Source organism: Actinomycetota bacterium (assembly GCA_005888325.1).
GTDB lineage: Bacteria > Actinomycetota > Acidimicrobiia > Acidimicrobiales > AC-14 > AC-14.
This window is the reverse complement of record VAWU01000001.1, coordinates 20,636-36,281: the sequence shown is the minus strand read 5'-3', so window position 1 is coordinate 36,281 and position 15,646 is coordinate 20,636. Positions and strand designations below refer to the sequence as shown.

Genomic DNA, 15,646 nt, shown 5'->3' with positions numbered 1-15,646 from the left:
GTGTGAAGGTGCCGGATACGACTGCGCTACCGCGAGGACCCCGCCCGTCCGCTGCCACCGTCGCGGCAGTGCTCGCGGCCGTCTTCGTTGACGAACCGAAGGGTGTCGAGGTCGTCGAGCGCGTCACGTCGATCTACGAGAGTACGTTCGGCCTCGAGATCGTGACCTGTCGCTTCGCAACTGGCACGCGCCGTGTGCTCCTGAAGTACGGCGCGCCCCAGCACGCGAACGTTTCCTCGGCTGACCACCGCGGTGGTCTGGTAAGGGAGGCAGCCGTGTACGACAGCCTCCTGGACCGCCTCCCAGTGAGAACCCCCCAACTCTTCGGTTCGGTCAGGTTGGCTGACGGCCGCGCCTGTCTCGTCCTCGAATACCTCGAAGGCGCCCACCGACTCCAGCATTCATCTGATCTGAAGGCGTACGAACGGGCGGCGCGTTGGCTGGGAGAGTTTCACGCCACCGCAGCTCTAGAGCTCCGCCCCGCGTTGTGGCCTGGCCGTTTGGCCGGTGGATCCACGATTCCCACCTATGACTTGGAGTACTACACGAGTTGGGCGGCACGCACTCGCGAGGCGCAGGCACAGCTCTGCGGCCAGAATATGTGGCTGTCCGAGTTGTGCGACCGTTCGAGTGACGCGATGGCGCCGCTGGTCGAACAGCCGAGAACGCTGATTCATGGCGAGTTCTACCCGAGCAACATCCTCTGTCACGGAACCGACGTCTGCCCGGTGGACTGGGAGACCGCGGCAATGGCACCCGGCGAGATCGACCTGGCGATGTTGACCTCGGGATGGATTGGCTCCGCGCGAGACAACCTCGAGAACGCGTACATCGCGGCTCGGTGGCCCGAACCCGCCTGCGACCAGGTGAGTCGTCTTCAACACGTCCTTGCCGCTGCCCGGATCTACGAATGTCTTCGTTGGCTCGGCGATGCTCATGAGCGCGAATTCAAGGTCCGAATCGACGTCCTCGACGTACTACGCGTCGCGGGCCGCGCGGTAGGCGTACTGGCCTAGGCGGGTCACCGAGACAATGATGACGACGATCGACACCTCTCCTGCGAAAGCAATCATGAGGGGTGCAGAAAGTCGACGCCTGCTCAACGCGCTGGGACTCTGATCCCATTGCGGGCGAGCCCGCGCTAACGCACGAGCTCGATGAACTGGTTCTGTCCGAGCTGGTAGGGGTTGGTGCCCAAGTTCCCGGGCAGCATCTGCGCGGGGATCACGAACGCGGTGATGGCCTCTGCCTTCCCGGGCTGGTTCTGGGGCCCGTCGCCCACGCCCGGATCGAAGTCGATCGCGCAGCTCGACGAGTTGCATTTGGCGAACAACCGCTGGATGTAGACCGGGTTGAACTGGGCGATCTGGACCGTGCCCGACGTGCCCGACGGGAAGCTGCCGGTCAGACGGGGCACGTAGCCGAACCGCGGGCTGAGCTGGATGTCGTAAAGGTCGATCCCGGGCTCGGTGTGGCTGTTCATCGTGAACAGGTCGCCCTGGCAGGGGTTGTTGAAGCAGCCGGTGCCGGCCTGGTAATCGGCGAAGCACGTGTCGAGCAGAGCGCGTAGCTGATTCTTGTTGTCGGGGTTGCCGTCAGTGAGGGCGCTCGTGAACACCGACCGGCGACAGGAGAGCGGGGTGTCGAAGATGAAGCCGGGCGGGATGAACTCCCAGAGGCCGGTATCGTTGACGTTGACCCCGGCGATCCCGGTCGTACGGTCGTAGTAGTCGCCCGAGCTGTCACCGAGCCGAGCGAGCCGGGCGGCCTTCCCGTCGCTGAAGTCGGCGGGCCCGCCGCTCAGCATCCCCGTGTCGAACGCAGAGGACTTGTCGCCGGTCGTGACATCGATGGTGTTGGGCTTGGACTGCACACAGTCGTCGAGCACGGTCACGCCCGCGAACGGAACGACCTCGTGATCGGCGCCCACCGCCGCGTTGTTGATCAGCCTCGCGTTGTCGCCTCCCGCCGTGCAGCTCGGGCTCGTGCCCAGCGAGGAGTTGCCGTACAGCCTGATGTCGATCACTCCGAAGTTGCCCGAGTCCGGGCCGTCGCAGGGCGGAATGGTGTCGACGTGTCCCCCGGGACCGGTCTTCAGGCAGGCCTGGCCGCTTGTCACCGCGGTGACGGGAAGGGCGAACGGCAGCACCCCGCCGAAGCCCGGGGTGTGCCGGCGGGCCTCGGCCACCGCCGTGACGTTGATCTGGTTGATACCGATCACCTGGGCGAAGCTCGTCTTGTACGGTGCCCGCATCGGCACCTTCACTCGGATCCGCGAGAACGACGTGTCGAACGAGATGCACTCGTATCCGACCGCTTTGACTGGCAACGCGCCGGCGTCGGTGCAGTTCGCGGTCTGCCAGTCGGCGAGGGTGAAGCTCGTGCCGAGGGTGTCGTTCACAAGGTCCTTGACCCGGTTGACGAGGTTCACGGACGTGTCCGGCAGGTCCTGGGCCGCGCCGAGCGAGGCGAAGTCGGCGCCGGACTGCGTCTGCCTGCGCTGATTGAATGCGCCGCCGAGGTCGACGGCGAAGGCCACGAACACCGTGAAGACCACGAGCAGCAGTGCGAAGAGCACGATCGTGACGCCGCGTTCGTCTCGTCGAACGACCCTCATTGACAGGTTCCCCCGGCATCGGTGGTCGCCCAGGTCCCGGTCTGTTCGAGACGGACGCTCACCCTCGATTGCATCGAGCCGCTGAGGAACGCGGTGGAGAGGCCGCTGAGCGAGGAGAGCGGGTACTTCACGGTCACCTGCGCCAGCTCCCCGATGTCCTTGGCGCCGTTGCCATTGGCGTCCGTGAAGCCCAACAGGACGGTCAGCGACCCCGGGTTCAGCTCCTGCGTCCGATTGCGGATCTGGGTCTGGAGGCTCTGACACTGGGCCGTGCCGGTGCCGGTGCCGCCGTTGACCGCAACGATGCGGCCGCCCTCGCGAGCGCCCTGCTTTACGTCGAGGTTCTGGGCGAATGCCCAGCCGAGGTCGATGACCCCGAAGACGAACAGGACGAAGATCGGAAGGATGAAGGCGAACTCGACGAGGGTCGCGCCCCGCTCGTGCGGTCGCCCCGTTCTGCCCTTCGCCACGCGCGCTCCACCGCAGGCCCTACCCCTTCGACCCTTTCCGCGATGCCATCGTTCGACGTGGTGCCCGCGTTACGGGCAGGCCACGAGCGGTGCGGCGGTCGTGCTCGACAGCCTGGGGCTGGTCGCCGTTAACGAGCTTCCGACTAGAGCGTGCGGGATTGGGTACGAAACGGGCCTATCGCTGAGCCACGCCATGCGAGAACCATCCTGCCCCCGCTCCCTACGAGCGCGGGAGCGGCGAGACGTTTCCTGCGCGACCGGCTGAACGACTGGGGTTGTCCCCCGGCGCTGGCCGAGGACCCGTGCCTGCTCGTCAGCGAGCTGGTCACCAACGCGATCGTCCACGCCGGCACGTCGGTCGGGCTCGAGCTGCGCCTCGCGGGTCGACGGCTGCGCAGCTCCGTCTCCGACGAGAGCAGCCGCGTGCCCGTACCTCGCCGCGGGGGGCCGAGTCGTGAGAGCGGACGCGGCCTGCAACTGGTCGAGGAGCTCGCCGCGGATTGGGGTGTCGAGACGACCGCCGCGGGCAAGACCGTGTGGTTCGAGGTCGACCTCGCAGCCCGGGAGCGGCGTGACCGGGGGCGAGACCGACCGTGAGCGCGACGACGATTGTCGCCGTCGTTTGCGCGGTTCTCCCGGAGAGCGGTCAGGCTTCGCGGTCTTGTACGAGAATGTGCGGATGGCAATCAGAGGCGAGGGCATGGTGGTCATCTCCGGCGTGACGCCGGAGGAGGTCTTCGACTTCGTCATCGACCCGGCGCAGTACACCAAGGCCGACACCAAGATGATCTGGGTCACCAAGCTGGCCGACACCGACGACGGCATGATCGCCCGGGAGGACGGCCGCTTCCTGGGTCGCTTCCGGGGCTCGGTGGTGACTCGCTATCGCTGGCAGGCACCGCATCGCATCGACGTGACGCTGGAACACGGCGTGCCGAGTGCCCTCCACGCCTGGTTCGAGATCGAGGCGATCGCCGATGGCACCCGGCTGCGCCATGTGGAGACGATGGACTTCGGCCACGGCGTGTTCGGGCACCTGTACGACCTCGTGGCCCGTCGCTGGTTTGCTCGGTCCGTGGGCGCAGAGGTGGCCGAGATCGGGCGTTTGCTCGAAGCCGGTGAGCGCGGTCGAGGCATCGAGGCCCACCAGACGTGACGCAACTACTGCCGTAGCCGCGTGGCAACGGTGGAAGCAACGGCTGCCCAAGCCTGAGCCGATGTCGCCCACGCGAGCGCAGAGGAGTCGTCGTTGCCCGCCAAGAGGGCTTTGCAGTGCGCGGCCGCCGCCCATGCTTCGCTCATCGCGACGTCCATTTGCTCTTTGGGGGTCGTAGGCATGTTCATACGCTCACGGTACGCCGCTCGAGATGTTTGCCGGCGCGTGCCGGATCAGCGCCCAACCGCCCGCTCGAGCTCGGCTTTGGTCATCCTCGAACGACCCTGAATGTTCTTCTCTCGGGCTTCGTTGTAGAGCTGATCTCGGGTGCGTCCGCCCGGACCACGGTGCGACCGCAGCCCGCCTCTACGCCCGGAGGAGATGTCGTCCGTTGACGTGCGGCTGGCCGCTTCGCCGGCGCGGGCCCGCTCCTTGTTGACCGTACGGGCCGCGATCTCCTCCGCGGTGTCTTCGTCCTCGCCGCGCTCCAACACGCCTTCCTTGATGTGCTTGTACTGACGCTCTCGCTTCTCACTCCACGCTTGCTGAGGCATGGCGCGAACTCCTCTCTTTCTCTTCACCTCGCGTCTGAGCTTGCACGACGCAAACCCTCGCGTGTCCTACCCGAACCGCGACGATGCAATCCGGGTGCTCGTGCGCGCGCTCAGACCCCGTGCCGCCGCATCGCCGCGCCCAGGCGCGTCGCCATCGCCTGCATCCCGGCCAGGTTGGGGTGGATGGGCGCCGCCGGGTTCACGGGAACGATGGGCTCCACCCAGCGCACCGTCGGCAGCTGGCAGGCATCGTGACCGATGCTCAACTTGTAGGTGTCGAGGAAGATCGCTCCGTTCGCCACCGCCTGGGTCTTGAGCATCGCGTTGAGCTCTTTCTCCTTGTCGCGCAGATAGGGTGCGTCACCGTCGGTGATGGGCATCTGCGGGTAGCAGCCCGTGCCGTCGTCGGGGAGGATGTCGAGGTAGGCGAGCACGAACACCTTGGCGCGAGGTGACAGGGCGTGGATGCCTTGGAGCACGGCTGCGACCTTCGGCGCCGTCTCCGCGATGGCGTCGCTGATCGTGTCGTCGCCGTTGACGACGTACCTGTCCTGACATGGCGTTCCCGAGTTCACCGGGCTCGAGCAGTTCTCCGCGATGCTGACGAATCCGATGTCGTTGCCCCCGATGGTGAGGCTCACGGCGGCCGTGTTGGCGTCGAGCGCGTCGAATTGCGGCGGGTTGGGGCCGGGGGTGACGTCTTGGGGGGCGGTCATGTCCGCCGTCGTGGCGCCGCTGCAACTGACGTCGCGGAACACGGGAAGGCCAGAGTCGGGAGCGGTGAGGTGGGGGTAGTTGTGATCGGAGCGAAGACAACCTGCGGGGTCGTCCAGCTGCACTGGGATGACGGGTCCCGCCGTGTACGAGTCGCCGAGGGCGACGTAGCTCTGCGGTGGTGCGCAGGCGGTGAGTGCCACGACGAAGCCGACTGCCAGCGGAATCGATAACGCCTTCGGCACCCTCGCCCGCAACGTGGCACGCCTCGACCTCGCCGTTGGCCACCGCCCGCTCGTGATCATGTTCGAAGTCTCATGCCAGTGCTCGGAGGGCGCAAGGCCCGCATGACCGCGCTCGATCTCCATCAGATCAGGCCGCGGACACAGCCGTCGCGGGTGCCGAGGTGGTCGTGGTCGTGGGCACGACCTGGGTCGTGGTCGTTGCCCTGGTGGGTTTCGTCGACGTCGTCGGGAAGGACGACGCGGTGGGCAGCGGCGGAGATGATGGAGGCGACTCGACACGCGGCCGCGATGGCCATGTCGTGGGTGTGAAGGGTCGCAACGACAGTGCGTCAGGTGACGCGGTGGTGAGGGGCTCGACCGGCGTACCCGCGAGCGCCTGGCGCATGTAGTCGCGGAAGATGCGGGCCGGGAAGGATCCTCCGGTCACGGCGATCCCGTGCACGTGTCTCATCGGCACGTCGCCCTCCGGGTAGCCCACCCACACGGCGGTCGCCAGCTGAGGCACGTAGCCGATGAACCACGCATTGCCATAGTTCTCCGTGGTGCCGGTCTTGCCCGCGACCGGTCGTCCGATCGCAGCGGCCCGACCGGTCCCCTCGAGCACCACCCGCTCGAGCGCCCCCGTCAACACCCCCGCCTCCGTCGCACTGATGCGATCGTGGGTCTCCAGGGCGTGCTCGTAGACGAAGTGGTGGTGCCGGTCGGTGATGCGGGCGACGGCATAAGGTTCGGCGTAGACGCCGTGGGCCGCGAATGTCGCGAAGGCCGCGGCCTGTTCGATGGGTCGTACGCCGCGGCGCAGGCCGCCGAGGGCCATGGCGCAGTGACCATCCTTCACCTCATCGGGCTCGATCCCGAGCCTCTCGGCCATTCGGGCCACCGACTGCGGCCCGACCTCGGCCATGAGCTGGGCGTACACAGCGTTGACGGAATGAACCATCGCATCGTCGATGGTGGTGGGCCCGCGCCCTTCGCCCTCGAAGTTCCGCACGGTCCAGGGTGCGCCGTTGCACGCAACGGTCTTGGGCGAGCTCGCGTCCAAACGCGTGCGGGGGTCGATACCGGCCCGCAGCGCGGCGAGGTACACGAAGGGCTTGAACGACGACCCGGGTTGACGCCGGCCCTGACTGGCCACGTCGAAGGCACGGTTCGGATCCCGACCGCCGTAGAGCACCCGGATGGCACCGTCGCCGGGCACCACCGACACGATGGCGGCGTCGGGATCGGCCGTGTCCGGCAACGATGCCCCGGCCGCGAGGGCCGCCGCGTCGAAGGCCTTCACGTCAAGGGTGGTGAACACCGTGAGGCCTCCGGTGAAGAGGCGATTGCGGCGCGCCTCGGCCGTCGCGCCCAGCGCGTCGAGCGACGCCGCCTCGCGTGACGCGAGCGCGACGAAATGAGCCGCCCGTGCTCGGTCGCGCGCACCCGTTGGTGTCTCGGGGAGCACCCCGAGGGGTTGGGCCCGGGCACGCAGGAGCTCCACTCGGGTGAGCCAGCCGTGTTTGGCCATGTTGCGCAGCACCTGATTGCGGCGCGCCCGCACGCGCTCGGGATGTCGCCGCGGATCGAGGCCCTCGGGAGCTTCGATCTTGCCTGCGAGGGTGGCCGCCTGGGCCGGGCTGAGTCGATCCGGCGCCACGCCGAAGAAGGTTTCCGACGCGGCAGCCAGTCCGTACGCGTTGTCGCCGAAGTACACCTGGTTGAGATACCGCTCCAGGAGCTCGCCCTTCGTGTACCGATGCTCGAGGCGCACGGCATACAACAGCTCGCGCAGCTTGCGGAACGCGGTCCGGCGCCCACCCGTGTAGTTCAACTTGGCCAACTGCTGCGTGATGGTGCTGCCGCCCTGGAGGTGGTCGCCCCGCGCGTTGTTCACGAGGGCGCGGAAGACGCCCTCGGGATCCACGCCGGAGTGGTGGTAGAAGTCGGCGTCCTCCGCCGCGAGCACCGCCTGCGACACGTCCTTCGGCAGTTGCTCGAGCCGGACGGTGCGACGCGGTGCGCCCCCGAGACTCGCGAGCGGCGTGCCGTCCGCCGCCACGATCCTGGTGGGAGCGGGGAGGTCGTGGAACCCGCGGATGTCCGGCGCGAACGGCGACAACGCGACGAGCACCGCCTTGCTGGCGAGCAGGGCGACGGCGCGACGCAGCGGGGGAACGGCGATCGTGATCGCCAGTGCGAGGAGAACTGCGAGCGACACGCGGCGCCACGAGATGTTCGAACGCGGTGTCGAGGACTGCCATGCAATCTCCATGTGTGGCCAATTGGTTGCCACGAACCGTGTTCGACAAACCCGCTCATCGCCTGAGTGCGCTACGGAAAGCGACGCGGCGTGTTCGATGCCCGGCGAATGGGTAAACCCCCACGCAAGCAACAAGGAGGTTGCCATGCCTGTACGTCGAGTCGTCGACGCTGACGGCTATACCGAAACGCCCGAGCTCGGAGTCACGGAGGTCGAAAGTGGCCCGTGGAGTCCCGCCCAAGTCGTGGCCTTGGCCATCGGGCTGTTCTTCGCTGTGCTCGGCGGAATCGCTCTCGCCCGCACGGGCCTCGACCTGAACGACGTCCACCATCCGCATCGCATCGTCGGGTGGGGTGACTGGCACCACACCCCGCTCCTAGCCCTGATCGAGCTGGGCTTCGGCGTGCTCATGATGCTGGCCGGCGCCATCCCCGGCGCGTGGCGCGGCGCCATGGGCCTCCTGAGCACAGTGGCGCTCGGCTTCGGGATCTTTGTGGTCGCGCACGCCGCACCTGTGCGACTCCACAACTGGCTCGGCGTGCACGATGCCAACGGCTGGCTCTACATCGTCGTCGGGGCCATCGGCCTCGCCGCCACGATGTTGTCACCCGTCGTCTGGAGTCGGAGCCGAACGGCTCGCGGTGCTCGGCACCGCGGGCTCCGGCGCGAGCAGGTCGTGTACGAGCGCTAGCCGCCAACGCGCTAAGACCGACGGGGCCCCACAGTCGTGGGGCCCCGTCGCGTCGCTCGTCAGTCGTCGTCGCCGTCGTGGTGTCTGTCGTGGTGGTGGTCACCGCCCCTCTCGTGGAGGCTGATCCGCACGACCTGCCTGTTGGCGGAACCGATCGGCCTAGTTGGCCTCGTCGTCGGGCGGTTGCGGAATGGTGCTGAGCGCAGGGTCTCTCGGGCTCATCAGCCCGACTGAGTTCCCTTCGGGATCCGCGACGACGGCGTAACGCGCGCCCATGAAGCCGTCGTACGGTGGCTGTTGGCCCACGTACCCCGCGCTCGTGAGATCGTCGTATGTCGCGTCGACGGCTTCCGCCGAGTCGAGGCGGAACCCGAGGACGGGTCCGGTTTGGCCCCGCGGCCATCCTTGGTTCCACTGCGTCGCGAAGGCAGTGCTGTCGAGGTCGAAGTCGATCCCCTCCGCCGCGGCGATGGTGCGGTGGTGACGATCCCATGGTGCGATGGTCGGAGCGATCTCCACTCCGAGCCGTTCGTAGAACTCGACCATCGCGCGCATGTCGCGCACGACGAGGTTGATCTGGTCGAAGACAGGTCGGCTGTCAACCATGGCAAGGAACTCCCTTCTGCGGAGCGGCATATCGACATCGCCGCTGGACACCCGAACGCGACATGCCGGCGTGTCGAGCACGTCAGCTGGTGGCGATGTGGGCGACGCTGATGACCGCGTTCGGAAGCGACGCGGCGGCGATGGTGATCGCGACCACGCGTCCGACGACAACAGCGCGGTGAGATCTCGTCGCGCTGACCAGACTTCGCCAACGGGTAACTGCCACGACGGCCAAGCCGAGGATCAGGATCACGACGGTGACTGCGTACGCGAACGCGGCGAGAGCAGCCGGGACCGCGTAGCGCAACAGCACGCGTCGGTTCGCGGATGGCAGGGGTAGCCAGGTGGAGAGACGCGCGGCGAGGCCCGCGACCGTCACGCCCAAGGCCACCGCCAGCACGATGAAGACGACGACCGCCAACCATCCCGGCCCGACGAGGTCGAAGTCAGGGTTCTGGTCGCGGAGGGGGTCGATCGTGGTGCCGAACACCACGAGGAGGCCGAGACCGAACACGATGCCCCCGAGCCAACCGGCCGGCAGGAACCGACGGACGACGAGGTAGAGGACGGCCGTACTCACACCGCCGAGGATCCCGACGAAGATGACGAAACCGATCGTGCCCCCGGCAGTGATCTTGCCGACGATCTCGTCGGCCTCGGTGATCCTTCCCTGGGCGGCATCACCACTGGTCGCCGCGAGCAGACGCATGGCCAGCCGGCCCCCGCAACCGATCACCGTGACGCCGGCTCCGATCCCCACCACGAGTGCGATCGAGGCGTACCAGACGAAGCGGCGAGCGGCCTCGATCGCGGACAACCCGGGTTCGCCGGCCGGAGTGACGAACGGCCGATCGCCCCACTGCGCTCCTGCGGCTACGCCCGCCAACAGGAGCACGCCACAGATCACCATGACGAGCACGCACGAGTGTCGCGCGATGAGCGTGCGCGGGCGATGTTGGCGAAACGAGCCTCGAATGCGTCGATGACGGAAAACCGGCTATGACTGTCGGCAACTGCGCGCGGGCTGTACGAGCACCCGATCTGGAGGACCGTCATGGCCAAGAAAACAACTGCTTCGGATGACCGGACGGTCACCGAGGACGAGTTGAAGCAAGTCGAGCGAGCGAACAAGTCAGGCAAGCAGCCGGCATGTATCGGCCACAGCTTCGGCGGATTGCTCACCCAGATCCTCGCCGGCCGCGGGCTGTCGGCTGCGTCCGTCGCCATCGACCGGCACCGTTTCGCGGCGTGTTGCCGCTGCCCATGTCCGCCCTGCGGTCGGCCTCGCCGGTGCTCCGGAACCCCGCCAACCGCCACTGGGCCGTACCCCTCACCTACGAGCAATTCCACTACGGCTTCGCCAACGCGCTCGATGAGGGGGAGGCGAGTCGCTCTACGAGAAGTACGCGGTGCCCGGTTCCGGCGAGCCGATCTTCCAGGCTGCCGCGGCGAACCTCAACCCCTGGACCCCCAAGCGCGGCCACTGCTCATCATCTCGGGCGAGCTCGATCACACGGTGCCGCCCGCCATCGCGAAGGCGTCGTACAAGCGCGAGAAGCGCAACCCGGGCGTGAGCGAGATCGTCGAGATGAAGGGCCGCGGCCACTCGCTCACCATCGACGGCGGCTGGCAAGAGGTTGCCGATACTGCTCTGACGTTCGTCAAGCGTTTCGTCTAGGCGGGCAAACGCCGCCCGCTGCGCCGCGCTCAGCCGGTCAGGTCGGTCATGACCTCGCGCGCGAACTGCTCAACCTGCTCGGCGCCGGCGGCGGGCCAACCGCACACCAGGTAGCCATAGCCCGCGTCTTGCCATTTCGCCGCGTGCTTGCGCGCGGTGTCGATATCGTCGATCGAGAGCGATCCGGCGCGGAGAATGTCGGAGGGGTCGCGGCCCGTGCCGATCGCCAGCTGGTCGACCCGCTCATAGGCCTCGCGCAGCGAGTTCGGCGTACCGAACGCGTGCCACACGTCGGCGTACTTGGCGACGAGAGGCAGCGTGCGACGTGGGCCGCTCCCGCCGATCCAGATCGGTGGGTGCGGCTGCTGGACCGGCTTCGGGCGCAATCGGGCGTCGCGTAGCGACACGATATGTCCGTCGTACGAGACGATGTCTCCGGTGAAGAGTCGCGTCACGATCTCGAGGGTGTCCTCGAGCAGCTCGAACCGTGCCCGCGTCGACGGGAACGGGATGCCCAGCTCGTGGTGTTCCTTGTCGAACCACGCGGCGCCGAGCGACAGCTCGAGCCGCCCATGCGATGCGTGGTCGATGGTGAGCGCCTGAGCGGCGAACACCGACGGGTGCCGGTACGTCACGCCGGTCACGAGCAGGCCGAACCGGATGCGCGTCGTCAGCCCCGCCAGTGCGGCCAGCGTCGTCATGCCTTCGAACGTCTCACCCGGCCCCTCGCCGTACATCGGTTGGAAGTGGTCGAATCCCCAGACGCCGTCGAAACCCAGCTCCTCTGCGAGCTGCGCACGGCGTACCAGTTCGTCCCATGGCATGCGCTGCTGCGCCACATCGAGTCCGAATCGCATGGGCCGAACACTGTCACACCGGGCTCCGCTTACTGAAACATCAGTGCGGTCCGGTCACGACCGTCGGCAGGACGGCTTCGATGGCCGCGACCACCATCGGCCCTCGGCGTTCGACCTCCGCCAGGAGCGTGGCAGCGCCATCGAGGTTCCCAGTCAGGCCGATCGACTCGAGCGTGGCGCAGAGGTCGGCGAACGCAGTGGCTCCCATGTTGGCCGCACTGCCCTTGAGCGAGTGGGCCGCCAAGTGCAGCGCAACCGGGTCCCCTTTTTCGACCGCGGTCCTCGCGGCCGCGATTCGCTTGGGCGTGTCCTCCGCGAACAGCCGGAAGAGCTCGATGACCAAGTCCTCACCCGCTTGGTCCGCGAGCACGAGCAGACGCCCGACCGCGTTCGGCTCGAGTTCGTGGTCTACCTCGATCGGCCGCTGGGCGCCCGCCCAGCGGGAGAGCACGGCGGCGAGGTCGGATGCTCGCAGCGGCTTGGATACGTAGTCGTCCATCCCGGCTGCCAGACAGCGCTCGCGATCGCCTTCCAGCCGATGCAGTAATGGCCACGATGGGCACGTGGCGACCCGCGCCCTCTCGTCGCCGGATCTCGGCCGTCGCCTCATAACCGTCCATCACCGGCATGTGGCAGTCCATCAGCACCACCGAGTAGGGCGACGGCCCGCCTTCGTCGACTGCGGTGGCAGCGACCGCCCGTTAGCCAGGGCCGGTGGAGGATCCGCTCGAGCAGAAGGACGTTGGTTTCCTGATCGTCGACGATGAGGATCCTGGGGTGGTCGCTCTCACCGCTCACGCTGTAAGCACCGCCGTCACAACCTCCGGGGAACTGGCGGACCGATCGTTTCCGTCAGCCCGACTCAGGCCCGCGCGGCTATCCGAACGACCCCTCGTGTCATCGGCGCGTGCCGCACGATCTTGATTCCGTGAGTCGCATCCACTTGCCCGATCCCGGGTCATGGCACCCTTCGGGGGTGGCCCAGGTCGACGTGGCGATAGCCGAGCCGTCGACAGAGGTTGTTTTGGGGGATCGGGAGGACCACGTCGCGATCACGTTCCGTCGCGCCCTGAGCGAGGACGCCCACGAGGACGGATGGGGGCCTCCACTCGCAGCTACCGTCGCCGTCTCGACCCGCTCCTTCGCGGGCAGCTGCGCAGTGTCCGTGAGGGAAGAAGCGTTGCTCGCCTTCCGCCGTCAACTGCTACGCCTGTGCGAGTCCGAAGAGCACGAGGCAGTCCTGACGTCCATCGAGGACCGGCTGTGCGTGCGACTCCGGGTGCACCCCGATGGACGCGTCGTGGTGCGAGGCCATGCGTCCGACGACCTGCGAGAGGGGAACACTCTCGTCTTCGCGGTTCGCGGGCTCGACCGGCGTTGTCTCTTCACGCTGCTCGAAGAGTTGCGCGAGGTCGAGGTCGAGCTCGGAATCCGCGCTGCGACGAGTACCCGAGTCGACGTGCGGTCCCGCTTCGACGGGTCGTGGGTGCCGGGTTTCGAGGTGGCCGAAGTCCGCGAGCTCGAGGCGGGGCGCCTGTTTCGACTGCGGCGCTGCTCGGACGGCCTGCTGCTGCCCACGCACTTCGGGCCTGAGGAAGTAAGGCCGCCCGCCGCCACGGGCGGCCCTTCTCAGGTCGTGCCGTGCAAAACCTGAGGGACGTCCCTCAGATTCTCACCTGACGCCGAGTAGTCAACTGCGCCAGCGCGTCGCGAACCGCGGCGACATCGGCCGGGTCAAGAGCGGCCCCTTGCTCGGAAGTCTCACCCGGGCCTTCGCCCGGCTTGCTCTCACCCGTCACAAGCGTCGGCGCTCCCGGGTTCGGGCTGACCTTGGACCCGGGCCGGCGATGACCAACTCGCTGTTGCCACTGCCGGCGAAGAGGGTCTTGCCAGCGTCGCCGCGTGCGGAAGGCCCCCACCGCCAGCAACACCACGCCGACCAGCACCGCGGCGGCCACCGGCCACGAACTGCGGTGCTTGGCCGGTCGAGGCGCCGACCTCGCCGCGCCTCGGGTGGCCCCAAGAGGGCGAACGCTGGGGACCGAGATGCTCGGCCCTTCACCCGACGCGCCGGGCGACACCCCGGCCGTGGACGACGTCTTGGGGGATCCACCACTTCGGGTTCCGGCGCCGCCCCGGCTCACTGCGTCGACAGAGCCACCCGCACCGCTTCCCGGGCTCGATGGCGGTGGGGTCGTCGTCCCCGGCGTGAGTCCGGCCGGGGGCACGGGCACGGTTGGGACCCCCGGGCCTACAAAAGGGGGGGTGGTGGGGACGGTGGGGGTTGACACCGGCCCGGCCGCGGCCGCCGCCAGGGACGTGCCACCCACCACGAGACCGATCGCGCACACGTGACTCGCCGCGAGCCAAACCCGGCGGCCACGACACGATCTGCGCACCTGCATTTGGATACCTCTCGCCTACTCGACAGTGCGTCGTCACCACTATCGGCAGGGCCTTGAGCGGTCGCGCTTCCCGGGCGATCGCTCAGGACATCACCGACCGCACACTGCAGCTCGCGGCGGGCTCGGTTCTCGTCACCGACCCGCCCGGGCCGCGCCGAGCAGCCCGACAACGATGCCGACGACGGCACCGCCGAGACCGATGGTCCGCGACCGCGCCGGGAGCCGGTCGTGGTTCGCCACACCTCCAACGAGGTCGGCCAGGTCGGCACCCGCGCTGGCGAGGAACCAGCCCGCGGTCTGGGCATCGCCCCGCCCGCCGGACCGCAACAACATCGCACCGACCAAGGCGTCGCGGTAGCCCATCGAGCGCAGCAGCAACGACGCGGTGGGGTTGTCGTCCGGATCGGAGCCCCACAGACGACTGGCTGCCTTTGGAGCGACGAGGAACGAGACGCCGGACGCCAGCCGGATGCCCCCGGCGATCACCGCCAGTCGATCTCGTCGGTTATCCCGCGCCATCCCGGGATGATGGCACGAAGTCGATTGCACGACCGTTTGGCCGAGGCGACTACGTGAAGTCCAGGCCCGCGAAGTCGCCCTTCTTGCGCCACTCGTCGAGGTACCGGAAGTAGGCCGTGGCGCCCTCCGGGTAGCCGAGGAACCACTCACGGCCGACGCCGTCAGGATGGCCCTCGTTGTTGTAGTAGCCGGGGGTGCAGTCGGGGGAACCGATCACGCCCAGGCTGGGCGCCGAGAGCAACAGCTCCATCCAGGCATCCTGCGCCTCCTGGGTCACCTCGACCTCGCGATGGCCGCAGTCGAGGGCGTGCCGCACGATCATGGCGACGGTCTTGCCCGCCTCCGTGAAGTTGTGCGGCACGTTGGAGATCAGGTTGGCTCCCTGCGAGACCTGCACGATGAACGCGTTGGGGAACCCGCGGACGTGCATGCCGTGCTTGGTCCGCATCCCATCGGCCCACAGCTCTGACAGCTTCACTCCGTCGCGCCCGGTCATGTCGTACCCGGCCCGTCGTGTGTACGACGTACCCACCTCGAAGCCCGAGGCGTAGATGATGCAGTCGACCGCGTACTCCACGCCGGCCGCCACCACACCGGTGTCGGTGATGCACTCGACGCCCCTTCCGTCGGTGTCGACGAGGTAGACGCCGGGCTCGTTGAACGCCTGTAAGTACTCGTCGTGGAAGCACGGCCGCTTGCACAGCTGGCGATACCAAGCCTTGAGGTTCTGCGCAGTCTCGGGGTCTTGGACGATCGAGTCGACGCGGGCCCTGATCTCGCTCATCTTCTCGAAGTCGGAGTCCTCGAAGGCCGACATCACGTTCTCGGGCGTGAGCTCCTCGGGCGGAAGCGTCGTGATCTTGTCTCGAATCCGGCGCGCGAGGTCCGTCCA

At 67.8% G+C, this 15,646-nt stretch carries 15 protein-coding genes and 2 pseudogenes (1 of these 17 only partly in view); 6 read left to right on the top strand and 11 right to left on the bottom strand.

The genetic code is table 11. The annotated features are described in order from the left end of the window. Positions 1-2: 2 nt before the first annotated feature. The gene (locus E6G06_00200) at positions 3-1,016 is read left to right on the top strand and encodes an aminoglycoside phosphotransferase family protein (GenBank protein TML93981.1); all 1,014 of its coding nucleotides are present in this window, start codon (positions 3-5) and stop codon (positions 1,014-1,016) included. A gap of 125 nt (positions 1,017-1,141) precedes the next feature. Here E6G06_00200 and E6G06_00195 read toward each other — a convergent pair whose 3' ends face one another. Both E6G06_00195 and E6G06_00190 read right to left on the bottom strand, forming a co-directional pair. Beyond that, a complete protein-coding gene (locus tag E6G06_00195; protein TML93980.1) occupies positions 1,142-2,617 on the bottom strand; it encodes a hypothetical protein in 1,476 nt (491 codons plus the stop codon). Next, complete coding sequence (locus tag E6G06_00190; GenBank protein ID TML93979.1) at positions 2,614-3,087, bottom strand: pilus assembly protein; 474 nt, start codon at positions 3,085-3,087, stop codon at positions 2,614-2,616. The genes E6G06_00195 and E6G06_00190 overlap by 4 nt, the downstream gene beginning before the upstream one ends. Positions 3,088-3,237: 150 nt before the next feature. Between E6G06_00190 and E6G06_00185 the strand changes: the two genes are divergently transcribed. Then, the gene (locus tag E6G06_00185) at positions 3,238-3,684 is read left to right on the top strand and encodes an ATP-binding protein (protein ID TML93978.1); all 447 of its coding nucleotides are present in this window, start codon (positions 3,238-3,240) and stop codon (positions 3,682-3,684) included. 82 nt (positions 3,685-3,766) lie between these two features. After that, positions 3,767-4,243, top strand: a complete 477-nt coding sequence (locus E6G06_00180) for an SRPBCC family protein (GenBank protein ID TML93977.1) — start codon at positions 3,767-3,769, stop codon at positions 4,241-4,243. A 233-nt stretch (positions 4,244-4,476) separates the two neighbouring features. Here E6G06_00180 and E6G06_00175 read toward each other — a convergent pair whose 3' ends face one another. The 3 genes from E6G06_00175 to E6G06_00165 form a co-directional block, all read right to left on the bottom strand. Continuing rightward, positions 4,477-4,797: a plasmid stabilization protein gene (locus tag E6G06_00175; GenBank protein ID TML93976.1), complete on the bottom strand. Its 321-nt coding sequence runs from the start codon at positions 4,795-4,797 to the stop codon at positions 4,477-4,479. A 110-nt stretch (positions 4,798-4,907) separates the two neighbouring features. Next, a complete protein-coding gene (locus E6G06_00170; GenBank protein TML93975.1) occupies positions 4,908-5,816 on the bottom strand; it encodes an SGNH/GDSL hydrolase family protein in 909 nt (302 codons plus the stop codon). Between the two features lie 67 nt (positions 5,817-5,883). Further along, a complete protein-coding gene (locus tag E6G06_00165; GenBank protein ID TML93974.1) occupies positions 5,884-8,145 on the bottom strand; it encodes a hypothetical protein in 2,262 nt (753 codons plus the stop codon). On the opposite strand from E6G06_00165, the gene E6G06_00160 reads away from it, so the two are divergent. Then, positions 8,144-8,689, top strand: coding sequence for a hypothetical protein (locus tag E6G06_00160; GenBank protein ID TML93973.1), 546 nt, complete (start codon positions 8,144-8,146; stop codon positions 8,687-8,689). The genes E6G06_00165 and E6G06_00160 overlap by 2 nt on opposite strands. Before the next feature lie 159 nt (positions 8,690-8,848). Here the strand turns inward: E6G06_00160 and E6G06_00155 are convergent, their stop codons facing one another. Both E6G06_00155 and E6G06_00150 read right to left on the bottom strand, forming a co-directional pair. Next, positions 8,849-9,325, bottom strand: coding sequence for a glyoxalase (locus E6G06_00155; GenBank protein ID TML93972.1), 477 nt, complete (start codon positions 9,323-9,325; stop codon positions 8,849-8,851). Positions 9,326-9,377: 52 nt separating this feature from the next. Next, positions 9,378-10,214: a hypothetical protein gene (locus tag E6G06_00150; protein TML93971.1), complete on the bottom strand. Its 837-nt coding sequence runs from the start codon at positions 10,212-10,214 to the stop codon at positions 9,378-9,380. 135 nt (positions 10,215-10,349) lie between these two features. Between E6G06_00150 and E6G06_00145 the strand changes: the two genes are divergently transcribed. Then, positions 10,350-10,973: an alpha/beta hydrolase gene (locus E6G06_00145; protein TML93970.1), complete on the top strand. Its 624-nt coding sequence runs from the start codon at positions 10,350-10,352 to the stop codon at positions 10,971-10,973. 29 nt (positions 10,974-11,002) lie between these two features. Here the strand turns inward: E6G06_00145 and E6G06_00140 are convergent, their stop codons facing one another. Together E6G06_00140 and E6G06_00135 are read right to left on the bottom strand one after the other, a co-directional pair. Then, on the bottom strand, positions 11,003-11,830 hold the full coding sequence (locus E6G06_00140) for a TIGR03560 family F420-dependent LLM class oxidoreductase (GenBank protein ID TML93969.1): 828 nt from the start codon (positions 11,828-11,830) through the stop codon (positions 11,003-11,005). A gap of 436 nt (positions 11,831-12,266) precedes the next feature. Further along, positions 12,267-12,471 (bottom strand): annotated as a pseudogene (locus tag E6G06_00135) (response regulator). A 335-nt stretch (positions 12,472-12,806) separates the two neighbouring features. Here E6G06_00135 and E6G06_00130 point away from each other — a divergent pair. Beyond that, on the top strand, positions 12,807-13,484 hold the full coding sequence (locus E6G06_00130) for a hypothetical protein (protein TML93968.1): 678 nt from the start codon (positions 12,807-12,809) through the stop codon (positions 13,482-13,484). 883 nt (positions 13,485-14,367) lie between these two features. Here E6G06_00130 and E6G06_00125 read toward each other — a convergent pair. Both E6G06_00125 and E6G06_00120 read right to left on the bottom strand, forming a co-directional pair. Continuing rightward, the gene (locus E6G06_00125) at positions 14,368-14,754 is read right to left on the bottom strand and encodes a DUF4267 domain-containing protein (GenBank protein ID TML93967.1); all 387 of its coding nucleotides are present in this window, start codon (positions 14,752-14,754) and stop codon (positions 14,368-14,370) included. Between the two features lie 49 nt (positions 14,755-14,803). After that, positions 14,804-15,646, bottom strand: a pseudogene (locus tag E6G06_00120) (NAD(P)/FAD-dependent oxidoreductase) (it continues 930 nt past the right edge of the window).